This is a genomic window from Streptomyces sp. NPDC002680 (genome assembly GCF_042889145.1).
Taxonomy (GTDB): domain Bacteria; phylum Actinomycetota; class Actinomycetes; order Streptomycetales; family Streptomycetaceae; genus Streptomyces; species Streptomyces adonidis.
This window is the reverse complement of the sequence record NZ_JBIAQP010000001.1, coordinates 1,376,728-1,392,993: the sequence shown is the minus strand read 5'-3', so window position 1 is coordinate 1,392,993 and position 16,266 is coordinate 1,376,728. Positions and strand designations below refer to the sequence as shown.

The 16,266-nt window shown below is 70.1% G+C and carries 13 protein-coding genes; 8 read left to right on the top strand and 5 right to left on the bottom strand.

The window, feature by feature from the left end; all coding sequences use genetic code 11:
• Positions 1-12: 12 nt before the first annotated feature.
• From ACFYXF_RS06270 to ACFYXF_RS06245, 6 genes are all read left to right on the top strand, one after another.
• The gene (locus tag ACFYXF_RS06270; protein WP_389348363.1) at positions 13-987 is read left to right on the top strand and encodes an NAD-dependent epimerase/dehydratase family protein; all 975 of its coding nucleotides are present in this window, start codon (positions 13-15) and stop codon (positions 985-987) included.
• Positions 984-2,123, top strand: a complete 1,140-nt coding sequence (locus ACFYXF_RS06265; protein ID WP_389348362.1) for a DegT/DnrJ/EryC1/StrS family aminotransferase — start codon at positions 984-986, stop codon at positions 2,121-2,123. The genes ACFYXF_RS06270 and ACFYXF_RS06265 overlap by 4 nt, the downstream gene beginning before the upstream one ends.
• On the top strand, positions 2,120-2,812 hold the full coding sequence (locus tag ACFYXF_RS06260; protein WP_389348361.1) for an acetyltransferase: 693 nt from the start codon (positions 2,120-2,122) through the stop codon (positions 2,810-2,812). The genes ACFYXF_RS06265 and ACFYXF_RS06260 overlap by 4 nt, the downstream gene beginning before the upstream one ends.
• Positions 2,809-3,921 carry a DegT/DnrJ/EryC1/StrS family aminotransferase gene (locus tag ACFYXF_RS06255; protein ID WP_389348360.1) on the top strand — a complete coding sequence of 371 codons (1,113 nt, stop codon included), beginning with the start codon at positions 2,809-2,811 and terminating at the stop codon, positions 3,919-3,921. Before ACFYXF_RS06260 ends, ACFYXF_RS06255 begins: the two co-directional genes overlap by 4 nt.
• Before the next feature lie 83 nt (positions 3,922-4,004).
• Positions 4,005-7,607, top strand: coding sequence for a DUF4082 domain-containing protein (locus ACFYXF_RS06250; RefSeq protein WP_389348359.1), 3,603 nt, complete (start codon positions 4,005-4,007; stop codon positions 7,605-7,607).
• 74 nt (positions 7,608-7,681) lie between these two features.
• Positions 7,682-8,728: a glycosyltransferase family 2 protein gene (locus ACFYXF_RS06245; RefSeq protein WP_389348358.1), complete on the top strand. Its 1,047-nt coding sequence runs from the start codon at positions 7,682-7,684 to the stop codon at positions 8,726-8,728.
• 41 nt (positions 8,729-8,769) lie between these two features.
• On the opposite strand, the gene ACFYXF_RS06240 is transcribed toward ACFYXF_RS06245, so the two are convergent.
• Positions 8,770-9,441 carry a hypothetical protein gene (locus tag ACFYXF_RS06240; RefSeq protein WP_389348357.1) on the bottom strand — a complete coding sequence of 224 codons (672 nt, stop codon included), beginning with the start codon at positions 9,439-9,441 and terminating at the stop codon, positions 8,770-8,772.
• Between the two features lie 125 nt (positions 9,442-9,566).
• Between ACFYXF_RS06240 and ACFYXF_RS06235 the strand changes: the two genes are divergently transcribed.
• Both ACFYXF_RS06235 and ACFYXF_RS06230 read left to right on the top strand, forming a co-directional pair.
• A complete protein-coding gene (locus tag ACFYXF_RS06235) occupies positions 9,567-11,612 on the top strand; it encodes an O-antigen ligase family protein (RefSeq protein WP_389348356.1) in 2,046 nt (681 codons plus the stop codon).
• Positions 11,609-12,508 (top strand): glycosyltransferase family 2 protein, encoded by a 900-nt coding sequence (locus ACFYXF_RS06230; protein WP_389348355.1) that lies wholly within the window; start codon positions 11,609-11,611, stop codon positions 12,506-12,508. The genes ACFYXF_RS06235 and ACFYXF_RS06230 overlap by 4 nt, the downstream gene beginning before the upstream one ends.
• Before the next feature lie 81 nt (positions 12,509-12,589).
• On the opposite strand, the gene ACFYXF_RS06225 is transcribed toward ACFYXF_RS06230, so the two are convergent.
• Genes ACFYXF_RS06225 through ACFYXF_RS06210 form a run of 4 tightly spaced genes read right to left on the bottom strand, consistent with a single transcriptional unit; the run spans position 12,590 to position 16,265 of the window.
• Positions 12,590-13,573 (bottom strand): class I SAM-dependent methyltransferase, encoded by a 984-nt coding sequence (locus ACFYXF_RS06225; protein WP_389348354.1) that lies wholly within the window; start codon positions 13,571-13,573, stop codon positions 12,590-12,592.
• Positions 13,567-14,244, bottom strand: a complete 678-nt coding sequence (locus ACFYXF_RS06220; protein ID WP_389348353.1) for a class I SAM-dependent methyltransferase — start codon at positions 14,242-14,244, stop codon at positions 13,567-13,569. Before ACFYXF_RS06220 ends, ACFYXF_RS06225 begins: the two co-directional genes overlap by 7 nt.
• A gap of 51 nt (positions 14,245-14,295) precedes the next feature.
• Entirely contained in the window at positions 14,296-15,120 is an 825-nt protein-coding gene (locus ACFYXF_RS06215) for a glycosyltransferase family 2 protein (RefSeq protein WP_389348352.1), read from the bottom strand.
• Positions 15,117-16,265: a hypothetical protein gene (locus ACFYXF_RS06210; RefSeq protein WP_389348351.1), complete on the bottom strand. Its 1,149-nt coding sequence runs from the start codon at positions 16,263-16,265 to the stop codon at positions 15,117-15,119. The genes ACFYXF_RS06215 and ACFYXF_RS06210 overlap by 4 nt, the downstream gene beginning before the upstream one ends.
• Between the last annotated feature and the right edge of the window lies 1 nt (position 16,266).

Sequence of the window (16,266 nt, the reverse complement as noted above, 5' to 3'; positions counted from 1 at the left end):
AGGGCAGCGCAGTTGAGCAGCGTACGAGGCAAGAAGATCCTGGTCACCGGGGGAGCGGGCACCATCGGCTCCAACCTCGTCGACCTCCTGGCCGAGGGCGGCGCCCGCGAGATCGTCGTACTCGACAACTTCGTGCGCGGACGGCGGGCCAACCTCGCCCAGGCCCTGCCCAGCGGCGTCGTGGAGATCGTCGAGGGCGACATCCGGGACGCCGCCACCGTACGGAAGGTCACCGAGGGCGCCGACCTGGTGTTCCACCTCGCCGCGATACGCATCACCCAGTGCGCGGAGGAGCCCCGGCTCGCCAACGAGGTGCTGGTCGACGGCACCTTCAACGTCCTGGAGGCGGCGGCCGCGGCCGGCGTCGGCAAGGTGATCGCCTCGTCCTCGGCGTCCGTCTACGGCATGGCCGAGGTCTTCCCGACGACCGAGCGGCACCACCCGTACAACAACGACACCTTCTACGGCGCCGCGAAGGCCTTCAACGAAGGCATGCTGCGCAGCTTCCACGCCATGTCCGGACTGGACTACGTGGTGCTGCGCTACTTCAACGTCTACGGCCCCCGGATGGACATCCACGGCCTCTACACCGAGGTGCTCATCCGCTGGATGGAGCGCATCGAGGCGGGCGAGCCGCCGCTGATCCTCGGCGACGGCGCCCAGACCATGGACTTCGTCGACGTCCGGGACATCGCCAGGGCCAATGTCCTGGCCGCCGAGTCGGATCTCACCGACGAGGTGTTCAACGTGGCCAGCGGCACGGAGACCTCGCTGAAGGAACTCGCCCAGGGCCTCCTGGAGGCGATGGGCGCGTCCGGTCTGGAGCCCGAGCACGGGCCCGCCCGCGCGGTGAACGGGGTCACGCGGCGGCTCGCGGACACCTCGCAGGCCGCCGAACGGCTCGGGTTCCGGGCGGAGATCGACCTGCGCACGGGCCTCAAGGACCTGGTGCAGTGGTGGCGCGCAGAGCGGGAGGCGGCCAAGTGAGCACCGACCGCATCCCGGTGATGATCCCCTGGCTCGGCGAGGAGGAGGCCAAGGCCGCCTCCGACGCGGTGCTGTCCGGGTGGGTCGCCCAGGGCCCCCGCGTCGCCGCCTTCGAGAAGGCCTTCGCCGAACGGGTGGGCGCCGAGCACGGCATCGCCGTCAGCTCCTGCACGACCGGCCTGCACCTGTCGCTCGTCGCGCTCGGCGTGGGACCCGGCGACGAGGTCGTCGTGCCCTCGCTGTCGTTCATCGCCACCGCCAACGCGGTCCGTTACGTCGGTGCCGAACCGGTGTTCGCCGACGTCGACCCCGCCACCGGCAACCTGACCACGGCCACCGTGGACGCGGTCCGCACCCCTCGTACCAAGGCCGTTCTCGTCGTCCACCAGGGCGGCGTACCGGCCGATGTGCACTCCCTGCGCGCCGCCTGCGCCGAGTGGGACCTGCCCCTGGTCGAGGACGCGGCCTGCGCCATCGGCTCGACCGTCGGCGGCAAGCCCGTGGGGCACGGCGCGCTGATCGCCGCCTGGTCCTTCCACCCCCGCAAGGTCGTCACCACCGGCGAGGGCGGCATGATCACCACCGACGACGCCGAGTGGGCGGCCCGGCTGCGCCGACTGCGCGAGCACGGCATGAACGCCTCGGCCGCCGAACGCCATGCGAGCAACAAGCCGGTCCTGGAAAGCTACTTGGAGGTCGGCTTCAACTACCGGATGACCGACGTCCAGGCCGCGATCGGCCTGGTCCAGCTCGGCAAGCTCGACGCGATGATCGCCCGCCGCCGCGAACTGGCGGCCCGCTACGACGAGTTGCTGCGGGACGTCCCCGGCCTCACCCCCGTGACCGACCCCGCGCACGGGCAGAGCAACTTCCAGTCCTACTGGGTGCTGCTGGCCGAGGACTTCCCCGTCGGCCGCGACGACCTGCTCGCCGCGCTCGCCGAGGCCGGGGTCTCCGCCCGGCGCGGGATCATGGCCTCGCACCTCGAACCCGCCTACGCGGACCACCCGAGCGTGCCGCTCCCGGCCACCGAGCGGATCAGCCGCGACTCGCTGATCCTGCCGCTGTTCCACACGATGACCGAGGCCCAGCAGGACCGGGTCGTGGTGGCACTGCGCGAACAGGCCCGCGGATGAACGGACTTGTCGTCATCGGCGCGGGCGGTTTCGCCCGGGAGACCGCACAGGCCGTACGGGACGCGGGTGGCTTCGAGCTGCTCGGGCATCTCGACGACAACCCCGACCTGCACGGCGGGGAAGTCGACGGCGTGCCCGTGCTCGGCGGCTGCGACCTCGTCCACGCCCTGCCCGAGGCCCGGGTCGTGATCTGCGTGGGCAACCCGAGGGACTACGCGGCCCGCGCCCGTCTGGTCCGCAGGTTCGGCCTGCCCGTGGACCGCTATGCCACCGTGATCCATCCGACGGCGGCCGTGTCGGCGACCTCGGAGGTCGGGCCCGGCTCGGTGCTCCTCGCGCACTGTGTCCTGACCGCCGCCGTGCGGGTGGGCGCGCATGTCGCCGTGATGCCGCAGGCCGTCCTCACCCATGACGACGTGGTCGAGGACTTCGCCACGATCACCTCCGGCGTCCGCCTGGGCGGGGGCGTACGGCTGGAGCGGGGCGCCTATGTGGGCTCCGGGGCTCTGGTCAGGGAGGGCACGACGGTCGGCGCCTGGTCGCAGATCGGGATGGGGAGCAGCGTGCTCGGCGACGTCCCGCCGGGCGAGGTCTGGGTGGGGAGCCCGGCCCGGCGGCTGCGCGAGGCGGCGGCGCCCGCGCTCGACGAACTCGCGACAAGAACAACAGTGGGGGGACCGCTGAAATGAACCAGATACCGCTGGTGGACCTCAAGGCGGCACACGCCGAGGTCGCCGACGAGGTACGGGCCGGATTCGAACGGGTGCTGGCGAACACCGCGTTCATCGGCGGCGACGAGGTGGGAGCCTTCGAGCGCGAGTACGCCGGTTTCGGCGCCGTCGCGCACTGCGTGGGCGTCGCCAACGGCACCGACGCCGTCGAACTCGCCCTGCGGGCAAGCGGGGTGGGAGCGGGCGATGAGGTCGTGATCCCCGCCAACACCTTCATCGCCACCGCCGGTGCCGTGGCCCGGATCGGCGCCCGGCCGGTCCTCGCGGACTGCCTGCCCGACACCCATCTCCTCGACCCGCAGGCCGCGTCGGAGGCGGTCGGCCCCGCCACCCGCGCGGTCGTGCCGGTGCACCTGTACGGCCAGATGGCCGAGGTGACCGGGCTGGCCGGCCAACTGCCCGACCGCGTACGGGTCGTCGAGGACGCGGCCCAGTGCCAGGGCGCCACCCGTGACGGCCGGTCGCCGGGCAGCGGCGGGATCGCGGCCACCAGTTTCTACCCGGGCAAGAACCTCGGCGCCTACGGCGACGCGGGCGCGGTCCTGACCGACGACGAGGAACTGGCCGGTCTGGTGCGCGCGATCGCGAACCACGGCGGCGTCGCCAAGTACCGCCACGACGTGCCCGGGTTCAACAGCCGTCTGGACGGACTCCAGGCCGTCGTCCTGCGGGCGAAGCTGGCACGGCTCGCGGACGGCAACGCGGCCCGGCGGGCAGCGGCGGCCCGCTACGACGAGCTGCTCGCCGACCTGGAAGCCGCCGGGCGCGTGGTCCTCCCGACGACGGCGGACGGCAACGTCCACGTCTGGCACCTGTACGTCGTCCAGGTCGCCGGAACGGACCGCGACGACATCGTCGGCAAGCTCAACGCCGAGGGTATCGGCGCGGGCGTCCACTATCCCGCCCCCGTCCACCTCACCCCCGCGTACAGCCGACTCGGCCACGTCCGAGGCGACTTCCCCCACGCGGAGAGGGCGGCCGACCGCATCCTGTCGCTGCCGCTCTTCCCCCAGATAAGCCCCGATCAGCAGCAACGCGTCGTGGAGACGCTCACCAAGGCGCTCTGAAGCCGATCGGCCCCCACACTCCCGCTCCACCCCGGCCTCTCGGGCCGGCTCCGCACAGTGCACAGCACCGCTGAGAGGTACACATGAACAGATGGAGCAGACGGATCCGGGGCGGGCGCCTCGCCGTCGTAGCAGCGTTGATATGGGCGGTGCTCCCGCAGGCACTGCCCGCACAGGCAGCATCCGATCCGTGCGGCACGGCCTCGAACGAGATCGTGTGCGAGAACTCCAAGACGGGCAGCCCCATGTCCGACTGGTACTCGCCCAACTCCTACGGCGGCATCAAGGGGTTCTCCACCAAGGAGAGCGTCCAGGCCGGTGACACCGTCCAGTTCAAGATCCAGTCGCCGGTCACGTACCACGTGGAGATCTACCGCCTGGGCTGGTACGGCGGCGACGGCGCCCGTCTGATGTCGACGGCGGCGCAGGCGGCCGTGACCTACTCGGCCAACTACACGACCAACCCCGCCAGTTGCACCACCAAGAGCAGCACGGGCCTGGTCGACTGCGGCAACTGGCCCGTGACCGCGTCCTGGACGGTACCCAGCGACGCCGTGTCCGGCCTGTACATCGCGAACCTGACGCAGACGGACGGCGACGGCCTGATGCCGTACCCGTTCGTCGTCCGCAAGGACTCCAGCACCTCCGACATCGTCGTACAGACCAGTGACCAGACCTGGCAGGCGTACAACGACTACGGCGGCCAGGACTTCTACGGCGGCGCGGGACCCGCGCCCGACGGCCGTGCCTACGAGGTCAGCTACAACCGGCCGTTGGACATCGGCGGCGACAACGGCATCTACGGCTCCGAGTTCATGATGCTGTCGTGGCTGGAGCGCAACGGCTACGACGTCAGCTATCTGTCCGGTGTGGACGTGTCGACCAATGGCGCCACCCTGCTGAAGAACCACAAGGTGTACCTGTCCTCCGGCCACGACGAGTACTGGACACAGAGCCAGTACTCCAACGTCCTGGCGGCCAGGAAGGCAGGTGTCCGGCAGGCCTTCTTCAGCGGCAACGAGGTCTTCTGGAAGACCCGGCTCGCCCCGAGCAACGACGGCACGAGCACGGCGAACCGGACCCTGGTCTGCTACAAGATGACCAAGATGGTGCAGGGCAACGGCGTCGCCGACCCCAGCGGCACCTGGACCGGCACCTGGATGGATCCGACCAGCACCCAGTACGGCACGGCCTACCAGCCGCCGAACATCCTCACCGGCTCCATGTTCCAGGTGAACGGCTACCGCGCCGACGCGATCACGGTCCCCGGCTCGTACGGCAAGAACCGGATCTGGCGCAACACCTCCATCGCGAACCTCACGTCGAGCCAGACGGCGACCTTCCCGGCCGGCACCCTCGGCTACGAGTGGGACAGTGACATCGTCAACAGCACCAGACCGGCCGGGGCGATCCATGTGTCGTCCACGACCGTGGACGTCGACGACGGCAAGTACCGCCTCGACTGGGGCAACATGTACGGCAACGGCACCGCGACGCACAATCTCGTAGAGTTCCGCGACCAGGACTCCGGGGCCCTGGTGTTCGGGGCGGGCACCGTGCAGTGGTCGTGGGGGCTGACCAACCTCCCGACGTACGACCCCGAGGACGTCGTGGTCACCGAGGACGTCCGCATGCAGCAGGCGACCGTGAACATCCTCGCGGACATGGGCGTCCAGCCGCTGAACCGGCAGAGCAACCTCTCCGCCGCGACGCAGTCCACCGACACCACCGGCCCGGCCATCACCGTGACCAGCCCGGCCTCCGGGGTCACTGTCCCGGCGCTGAAGCCGGTCACCATCAGCGGCACCGCCACCGACTCGGGCGGGGGAGTGGTGGCCCGCACCGAGGTGTCCACCGACGGCGGCACCACGTGGAACGCGGCCACCGGACTGACGTCCTGGACCTACAGCTGGACGCCGACGGCCCCGGGCACCGCCTCCATCAAGGTCCGCGCGGTCGACGACAGCGTCAACATCGGCGCCGTCACCACCATCCCGGTGACCGTCGGCCCCCAGGCCTGCCCCTGCACCATCTGGCCGGCCACGGCAGTCCCCGGCACGATCAACGCGGGCGACGCCGGCCCGCTGGAACTCGGCGTCAAGATCCGTACCACGGTGGCCGGTTCGATCACCGGTGTCCGCTTCTACAAGTCGCCCGCCAACACCGGCACCCACACCGGCAACCTGTGGAGTGCCTCCGGCACCCGCCTGGCCACCGGCACCTTCACCAACGAGACGGCCTCCGGCTGGCAGCAGCTCAACTTCGCCACCCCGGTGACCGTCAAGGCCAACACCACCTACGTCGCCTCGTACTTCGCCCCCAACGGCGGATACTCCTACGACGGCGGCTACTTCTCCGGCAGTTCGGCCGGCCTGGCCCCGCTCACCGCGCTCCAGTCCGGCACCGACGGCGGCAACGGCGTCTACCGTTACAGCTCGACCAGCGCCTTCCCGTCCTCGGCGTCCTCGGGCAGCAACTACTGGGTGGACGTGGTGCTGGACACCGCGACGGCCAGTACGACCCCGCCCGTCGTCACGTCGACCTCCCCGACCTCCGGGGCGACCGGCGCGGCGATCACGGCACCGGTGTCGGCGGTCTTCGACCACGCCATCGACGGTGACACCCTGGCGTTCACGCTGAAGGACCCGAACGGCAACACCGTCCCGGGCGCCAAGACGCTCCCCGCGTCGAACAAGGCGACCTTCACGCCGTCGACGGAACTGGAGCTGAACACCACGTACACCGCCTCGGTCCAGGCCGAGGACCTGTGGGGCAACGCCATGGCGGACCCGGTGACATGGAGCTTCACCACCAGCTCCACCCCGCCCGCGGTCACCTGCCCCTGCACGCTGTGGAACACCAGCACCGTGCCGGCCAGGACCGCTGTCACCGACGACCCCAACTCCCTCGAACTGGGCACCCGTTTCCAGTCCTCGGCGAGCGGCTGGGTCACCGGCGTCACCTTCTACAAGGGCGCCACCAACACCGGCACCCACACCGGCAGCCTCTGGTCCAACGACGGCACGCTCCTCGCCTCCGGGACCTTCACCACCGAGTCGGCCACCGGCTGGCAGACGATGACGTTCGCCACCCCGGTCGCGATCAGTGCCGACACCTCGTACGTGGTCTCCTACCACGCGCCGAACGGCAACTACGCGGTGGACGGCGGCTACTTCGCATCGGCGCACAAGTCCTATCCGCTGACCGCCACCGCCGACATCAGTACGGCCCACAACGGGCTCTACCGGTACGGCAGTGACGTGGCCTTCCCCAACGGCTCCTACGGGTCCGCGAACTACTGGGTCGGGCCGATCTTCACCGCCGACGACCCGTCGGCGTCTCTGGCGACGGTCGACATCTCGGAGGTGAGCGCCTCCTTGGTGGCGCGCACCGCCGATGCTTCCAGACCCCTCGTCACCACGCTGCCCAGCGCGACCAAGGTGGGTTCGGTCAAGGCGACGGTGACGGTCCTGCCGGGCGCGAAGGCAGCGGCCGCCAGGAAGCTCCACGTCAAGGCCTATGTCTCCTACGACCGGGCCACCCACAAGGTGTCCGTCCATCTGTCCACCCCGCTGCCGGACGGCACGCGGTTCAAGATCACGGTCACGGCCCGGGACAAGAAGAACCACACTGTGAAGTCCCATGTCTGGACCCTGACCAGCAAGACCGTCCGCAAGAAGAACTGACCGTCCACAACCCACCGTTGGTGGCCTCCCGCACATGCGCGGGAGGCCACCGCCGGGGATTGGCCTTCCCACCGATGAGCAGCGTCAGTGTTGTCATCCCCTGCTACAAGTACGGCCATTTCCTCGCCGACTGCGTGAGCAGCGTCCTGGACGAGCAGGACGGCGTTGACGTCCGGGTACTCATCATCGACGACGCCTCGCCCGACGACTCGGCGGAGATCGCGCACAAGCTGGCCGCCGCCGACCCGCGGATCGAGGTCCGAGTCCACGAGACCAACAAAGGCCACATCGCCACCTACAACGAGGGCCTCCTGGAGTGGGCCGACGGCGACTACGTCGCCCTCCTCTCCGCCGACGACCGACTGGTCCCCGGCGCACTCGTGCGGGCAGCCGCACTGCTGGACGCCCACCCGGAGGCGGGGTTCGCCTACGGCCGTCCCCTGCGCTTCCAGCACGGCGGCCCGCTACCCAAGGCCCGTACGCAGAGCACCGGTTCGGTGGTCTACCCCGGGCACTGGTGGCTGGAGCGCCGCTTCCGCGAGGGCACCGGCTGCATCACCTCGCCCGAGGTCGTCGTCCGCACCAGCCTCCAGCGCGAGGTCGGCGGCTACGACCCCGCACTGCCCCACGCCGGCGACATCGAGATGTGGATGCGGCTCGCCGCCCGCGCCGACGTCGGCTACATCAGCGGCGCCGACCAGGCCTTCTACCGCGTCCACGGCAACAACATGTCCACCACCGACTTCGGCGGGCAGCTCGACGACCTCCGTCAGCGCCTCGTCGCCTTCGACTCCGTGCTCGCCAAGTGCGCCGATCTGCTCCCGCAGGCCGAGCGGTTGGCCGACCTGGTGCACACCCGGCTCGCCCGCTACGCCCTGCGGCGCGCCTACCGCGCTTACGACCGGGGGCGTACCGACGTCGTCCCGGTCGACGACCTCGTCGCCTTCGCCGCCGAATGCCGCCCCGGGTTCACGTCCCTGCCCGAGTACCAGGCGCTGTACCGGCGGCAGCGCATCGGCGCCGGGCTGATGCCGTACCTCCAGCCGCTGGTGTGGTCGGCCTTCGTCGATCGCGGACGGGAGTGGCTGTGGTGGCGGTCCTGGAAGCGTCGCGGCATCTGATGCGCGAACGCTCCACGCGGTACGCGCTGTCGGTGCCCGGCTCAGTTGGCCACAGGCACCGCACCCGCGTAGGGACGCGGGTCCGGGGAGTCGCCCTTCCTGTTCCTGCGGCGCAGCGCGTACTGGTCGAACCACAGCGCGCTCAGGATCGCGGCGAACCCGCCCAGCAGAGCCGTACCGGCCAGGGCGCGGCTCTTGGTGCCCTGCACCGGGGCGGCGCTCGGCGCGACCAGCACGGAGGAACTGATCCGGCCTCCCGCCGAGATCCCCTGCGCGGCCTGGAGGTCCGACACATGCTCGGCGTAGACCTCGATGATCCGGCGGACCGCCGTATTGGCCTCGTCGGGGTTGCCCGCCCGTGCCTGGACCTGCAACGAGGGGATGAGATAGGCGGGCGTCGCGCTGGTGCCGCTGTTGCGGGGGATCAGGTGGTACGTCCCGTGGACCCCGGCGTACGTCAACTCCCTGCGCCCGGTCGGCGATTCGAGCTGCTGGATGACGCCGTACGAGAGGGTGGCGAGCGGCGGCTGGAGATTCGTCAGCTGGTTCGGCTGGTTGCCCGTCGCCGGCGGCTTGAGGACGACCACCGCGGAACTCAGGTACTGCGGGGCGGGGCGGATCACCGGATAGGCCCCGGCGGCCGTCAGCAGGAGCGCGAGCACCAGCACGTACCAGCGGCGGAGCAGCGCTTCGGCGACGTCACGAGGCGACACAGGGATTCCTTCCGTCGGCCCCGATCCTCGCAGGCCCCGCGGCAGTTCGCCACCACATCACGAGGCCTATGCTGTGCCCGAGCCCGGACCTCCGGTACCGCAGCACCGGGCCGGGGGGAGTACTCATGAGCCTTGGCGACCTCTGGGCGATCATGTGCAGGCGCTGGTACTTCATGGTGCCCCTCACCGTGCTCAGTCTGCTCACGGGCGGATACCTGTACCGGACCATCCCGGTGTCCTACCAGTCGCAGAGCTCCGTCACCCTGCTCGACTCCACGGCGGTCTCCGATCTGGCGCCGACCTTCGGCAACCCCATCTCGAACGCGGGCGGTTCACTGGTCGTCACGGCCGACGTGCTGATCAGGGCGCTCCAGTCGAGCGACTCGGCCAAGGAGCTGCACTCCCGGGGCGTCACGGACCGGTACACGGCCGGCTTCGCCCCGGAGGCCGACAGCCCGCTGCTCACCCTGAGCGTCACCGGCACCGACCGGGCGAAGGTGCTGCGGGAGACCACCACCCTCACCAGGTTCACCGCGGAGCAGCTCAAGGCCCTGCAGGCTGCCTCGAAGGTACCGGCGGACTACTTCGTACAGGCCACGCCAGTGGTTCTCCCGCAGACGCCGGTCTCGGAGTCGAAGGCCCGCTACCAGAACATCGCGGCCGTCCTCATCGTCGGGATGGTCAGCGCGTTCCTGCTGTCCATCCTCGCCGAGGGCGTCGCCGTGGTCCGCCGCCGGGGCCGTGCCCAGGCCGGCTACCTTCCCCGTCGCCATCGCGCCAAGCCCCCCGAGCGCGCCCCCAGAGGCCTGCTGACCCGGCGCCTGGACGCCACGACGATCCTCACCGGCTATCTGGTGCTGGCCTTCTTCGTCCCGTCGAACCTGACCCTGCCCGCGCTGGGCGGCGTCGGCACCCCGGCGAACGTCTTCGCCCTGCTGGGACTTCTCTGGTACCTCGCGACCTGGCTCGGCGGCCGCATCCGCCCGGCCGAGGGCACCAGGCTGCCGCGCATCACGATGTGCGTGCTCGCCGTGGCGGTACTCCTGTCGTACGTCGCGGACGCGACCCGCGACAGCACGCACGAGGAGATCCTCGGGGCCGACCGGGGCCTGATCGGGCTCGGGGTCTGGGTGGCCCTGGTGGTGCTGGCGTCGGCGGGCATCCAGGAGCGCAGCCGCCTGGAGACGCTGATGCGCAGGCTCGTCGTCCTGGGCACGGTGGTCGCCCTGATCGGCTACTACGACTTCTTCGCCGCGACCAACGTCGCCGACTCCATCCACATCCCCGGCCTCCAGTCGAGCACCGCCGGCATCAGCGCCATGGACCGCGGCTCGTTCACCCGGCCCCGCTCCACCACCTCCCACCCGCTGGAGTTCGGCGGGATGCTCGCCATCCTGGTCCCGTTCGCCGTCCACCAGGCGTTCGATCCGGTACGCCGTCACGCCGGCGCCCTGCGCCGCGGGGCCCCGGTGGCGATCATGGCGGGCGCGTTGCCGCTGACGGTGTCCAGGACGTCCATCATCGGCGCCTTCATCGTGATCCTGGTGATGGTGCCCCGCTGGCAGCCGCAGCGCCGCTGGGCCGCGATCGGGATCATCCTGGGGTCGGTGGCCGGCTTCAAGGTGATCATCCCCGGGCTGATCGGAACCATCACCAACCTGTTCGCCACCTTCCTGGCCGGCTCCGACAGCAGCACCCAGGCGCGCACCGTGAAGTACAGCGCGATCGTCCCCTACCTGGAGGAACGCCCCTGGTTCGGCCGGGGCTTCGGGACCTTCACCCCCGACCTGTACTTCTTCACGGACAACCAGTACATGCTGACCGCCGCCGAGATGGGCATCGTGGGCCTCGTCGCCCTGCTCGCCCTGTTCGTCACCGGGATCCACACCGGCGGCGCCATCCGCCGTCTCGCCCGCACGGACTCGGACCGGGAGCTGGGCCAGGCGTTCCTCGCCTCGGCACTGGTCGCCCTGGTCATCAGCGCCACCTTCGACGCGCTCAGCTTCCCCATGTACGCCGGAATGTTCTTCCTGACCCTGGGCGCGGGCGGCAGCTACCTGGGCTTCATCCGCAGAGAGGCGGCAGCGGCGGCGGTCGCCACCGAGGCGCCGGCCCCCGAAGACCGCAAGGCACCCGAAGCCAAGCTCCCCCAACTCGTGGAGTCCCGATGAGCCCCGTCGCCGTCATCGTCGTCACCTGGAACAGCGCCGCCGTACTCCCGGGCTTCCTGGCCGCACTCCCCGAGGGCATGGCAGGCCTGGACTGGCGGCTCGTCGTGGCGGACAACGCCTCCTCCGACGACACAGTGGAAGTACTCCGACAACTGGCCCCGGACGCCACGGTCGTCCAGACAGGCCGCAACGCCGGTTACGCGGCCGGGGTGAACGCGGCGCTGGGCGCGGCCGGCGAACACGGAACCGCCCTCATCTGCAACCCCGACATCCGCATGCGCGAGGGCTGCGCCAAACGCCTCGTCGACAGCCTCGGCGACGGCGTCGGAATCGCCGTACCCCTCCTGTACGAAGAGGGCAAGGACACGCCCCACCACTCACTGCGCCGCGAGTCGAGCGTGCTCCGGGCGCTGGGCGAGGCGGTGATCGGCAACACCAGGGCCGGCCGGTTCCCGGCCTTGAGCGAGCTGATCACCGACCCCACCGCATACCAGCGCCCCACGCGCGCGGACTGGGCGACGGGCGCGCTCATGGCGATATCGGGGGACTGCCTGACCACATGCGGTCCCTGGGACGAGTCCTTCTTCCTCTACTCGGAGGAGACCGAGTACTGCCTGCGCGCCCGCGACCACGGCTACGCCACCCAACTGGAGCCGACAGCCAAGGCCATACACCTGGGAGGCGACTCCCAGGTGTCCCCCCGCCTCTGGACCCTCCTCACCCTCAACAGAGTCCGCCTGTACAGCAAACGCCACGGCCCCGTCGCAACGACCGCGTTCCGCACGGCCGTCCTCCTCAGAGAAGCCTCACGAGCGGCGCTGGGCCGCCCGGCGGCCCGAGCGGCGGCAGCGACCTTGGCAAGACCGGGCGCCCTACGCAAAACACCGGGCCCGTGACGAGCCCTTAAGGGGCGCGGGGAACTGCGCGACCAGCCACAACGGCGCGAAAGCCGACCGACAACACCGCGCGGCACCCCCTTAGTCGGCACTCCGAGCCCGACACACCATCGCCACGAAATCGTGCCCCACATCAGCAAGCACCGAGTCCTCCGCAGCAAAGCACTTCTCCAGCAGCGCCAACGTATGAGGCTCCTGGTCAAGAAAGTTGTGCGCGATCCCAGAGAACGCGATATGCAACACCGTCCCCCCGTACGGCCGTTCCTCGACGACATCGAAATGCCGCCGCAACCCAGGCAACAGCGCCGCCGCATCAACCGCCTCGGACGGATCGTCCAGCACCATGGACAGCCTGCTGGGCCGAACGACACGCCGCTTGATCCGCCCGTCGGGCAACCGCCGCCGCTCCTCGGGCAACTGCGCCAACAACTCGTTCGCCGCAGCCAGTTGCCCATCGGTCCACTGGAACCGCGTAGGCCCGACGAACTCGTCGACGACGAACGTCCCACCGGGCGAGAGCAGCCCCGACAGTCGGGGCAACGTCTCGTCGAGGTTGTCGAAATGGTGCAGCGACTGCAACCCCAGCAGCACATCGAAGCGCTCGCCGTCGGCAGCCATCTGATTCACGTCGGTGACCCGGAACCGCAGCACATCGCTGAGGCCGTTCTCGGCGGCGGCCCGCGTCGCGAAGTCGATCCGCTGCTGCGCCACATCCACGCCCTCCAGCAGACCGAACGCACCGGTCCTCGCCCAGAGCAGCTCGTTCCCGCCGGTACCGCACCCCAGCGACAGACCACGCAGATCGGTGCGCGGCGCGAAATGCTTGGCGGCCACGTACTCGGGAAAGGAGGTGTCCGCGTCGCCGGTCATCAGCAGGTTCCAGCGCTTCACGACCGCCGGTATCGCCCACCACTCGGTCAGCGACGGGTCCACCTGGGACCAGTGCTGCACCACCCGCGCACCGCCGCGCACCCGCAACTTGGCCAGTACCGGGTCGAGTTCGAGCCGTCGTACCTTGCGCAACAGGCGGTCCGCGTCGTGTCTGTTGATGAGGTTGTTCAGCATGCTGGCTCCGTTCTTACGGCTATGAGCGACTTCGGGGCGCCGAGCACCCGCTCGCTGAGAAGGGCCGATCCGGGGAACAGGTAGCGCATTTCCGTGCGGGTGAGCAGTTCGATGTTGATCACCGCGTCCATCGCCGACTCGGGGCTGTCGGGACGGCTGTGGACCAGCGGCCAACGCCGTACGAGACGTGCCCTGGCGGCCAGCGGCAGGAACTGGAAGCCGGGCGCCACGAAGTGCGGCTCGACGGGGAAGTAGCGGTACGGCGTCTGGATCCAGTGCAGCGGGGCCAGTTGCTCTACGGCGGCGACGAAGAGCCGCCGCTGACTGTGCCCACCCACGTGCTCGATGGTCGAGTTGGAGAACACCAGGTCGTACCCGCCCTTGGCGCTCAGCTCGGCGGCGACCTCCGTGTCGGTGACGTCGGCGACCTCAGCGGTGATCCAGTCGGGCAGTTCGGCGGGATGCTCTTCGAGGTTGATCAGGTGGACGTGCTTGGCGCGCACCGGTGCGCGCAGCCACATCTCGGCCGTGCCGCCCAGATCCACGACGCTCATGTTCTCGATGCCGGGGAAGCAGCGCCGGAACCGCTCCCAGCGGGCGAGGCGCATGCGTTCACCCAGTGAGCCGGGCGCGTCGACGAACTTGTTCCTGAGGGCGCGGGATCGGGTCACGGGATCAACCACCTGTGGTCGGAGCGGAAGCGGAAAGGGAGCGGGTCGGCCTCAACTGGGCTGTCGCCATTGGGTGTAGAAGCTGGCCGGGTTCATCAGGTACCGGACGGTGGGATACGGCAGATGCTGCACCCGGTACCGACGGCCGTACCGGCGGATCAGCTCCCAGTCCTCGCGGGGGAGCACCTCCGGTGTCCGGCGCAGCCGGCTGAAGTGCAGGGAGCGATTGCGGCGGGCGACAAAGGCGTTGGTGTCCAGGAAGGCCTCGCGGGCGGCGCGGCGCCGGTCGTAGGGCACCGACAGGACGTCCTCCTCGCTGCCGTCGGGCAGCACGCGGCGCAGCGCCGAGTAGACGCCGTCGGGCCCGCCGGGGGCGTCCAGGACAGCCAACGTACGTTCCAGATGGTCGGGTTCCCACAGATTGTCGTCGTCCAGGAACGCCACGTACCGAGAGCGGGTGAGCCGGATGCCCACGTTGCGCACGACGCCCGCCACGCCGGTGTTCTCTGCCAGCGAGACGGCGAACAGCCGTGGGTCGTCCGGGAGTTCGGGCAGTCCGGCGCCGTCGTCGACGACGATCACGACCTGGTCGCGGACGGTCTGGTCCAGGGCCGAGCGCACCGCCGCACGCAGCGCCTCAGGACGTCGGTGGGTGGCGATCACCGTGGCGACCAGCGCCGAGGGCGGCGACGACACGAGGAGGGCCAGCCGTCGGGTCTCGGCGTCCTCGAAGCGGCGCAGCCGCACCGCGCTCGGGGCCAGCAGAACCTTGTTCCTGGTCTCGAAGAGCACCAGCCAGCCGAACAACGCCTTCAGCAGCGTCCAGGGCGCCCGCGCGACCCGGCGCGTCACGACGCCGACACCGACGCCGCTCACGAGGCCGGCTCCGGCGTGACCAGACGGCCGTTGGACATCCGGTTGTTCCGCCACACGTTTCCGGCGCCCCCTTCGTTCCAGTGGGCGACCACGCCGTATCCACCGGAGGCGGGGTGGTACTCCGTGGAGAAGATGTTGTCGGTGACCCTGATCCCGGTCGCGCCGGTGCTGCCGCCGTACAGGGCGTACGCGCCCCCGGCGATCCAGTTGTCGTCCACCGTGACGTTGCGGACCACCCCGGTGTCCGCGAACAGGCCGATGCTGCCCGAGGCACCCTGCTTGAGGCTGGTCGGGTTGAGCAGGGTGTTGTGGCGGATGATCAGATGTCCGGTGTTGCCGCCGCCGCTGATCACCGTGTTGGTGTGCTGCCACTCGCCGCCCAGGTTGATGAACGGTTCGATGTCGTGCACGTAGTTGTCGTGCAGGTTTCCCTGCCCCATGGACAGGGCGTCGCCGAACACCGAGACGTCGCACCAGCCGACCTCGATGGAGCTGCCGCCCATGTTCGACACCGCGTAGTCCACACCGCCGTTGTCGGGACCCTTGCCGGGCACGGCCGTGATCTCCGAGTGCAGGACCTTCAGACCGCTGAATCCGGGGCGCAGGTTGATGCCCCACCAGTTGTCCGAGGTGATCTTGGTGTCGATGACGGTGACGTTGTTCGCGTAGATGTCGAGCGAGCCGGTGATGTCCTGGCCCCGGATGACGAGCCCGTCGGTACGGATGGCCCAGTACCCGGCCTTGTGGGGCTTGAGGGCAGTGGTTCGTGGGCCGGTGGTGTCGGCGTCGGGGAAGCCGCAGTCGCCGGGAGACGCGCAGTTGGTCCTGGCCGCCGGTGCGCCGGACGCACCGCCGGTGCCCGCCGTCGCGGTGGGCTTGGCAGTCGGGGTGGGCTTCTTCGTCGGGGACGGCGAGGCGGTGGGGCGGTCCGTCGCCTCGCTGGTCGCCGTCGACGGGCTTGCTGTCGTCGGCGGGCCGGTGCTCGGTGACGCCGGGGGCCCGCTCGTACGGCAGGTCGGCGCGTCGTCCGGGCAGTCCGCCGACGCGGACTCGTCCGACGAGCCCGAGCAGGCCACGCCCAGGACCGCCAGCAGGGCCGCGAGCAGCAGTCCGGCGAGCGAGTTCCGGCTGATGCGCAGTGACATC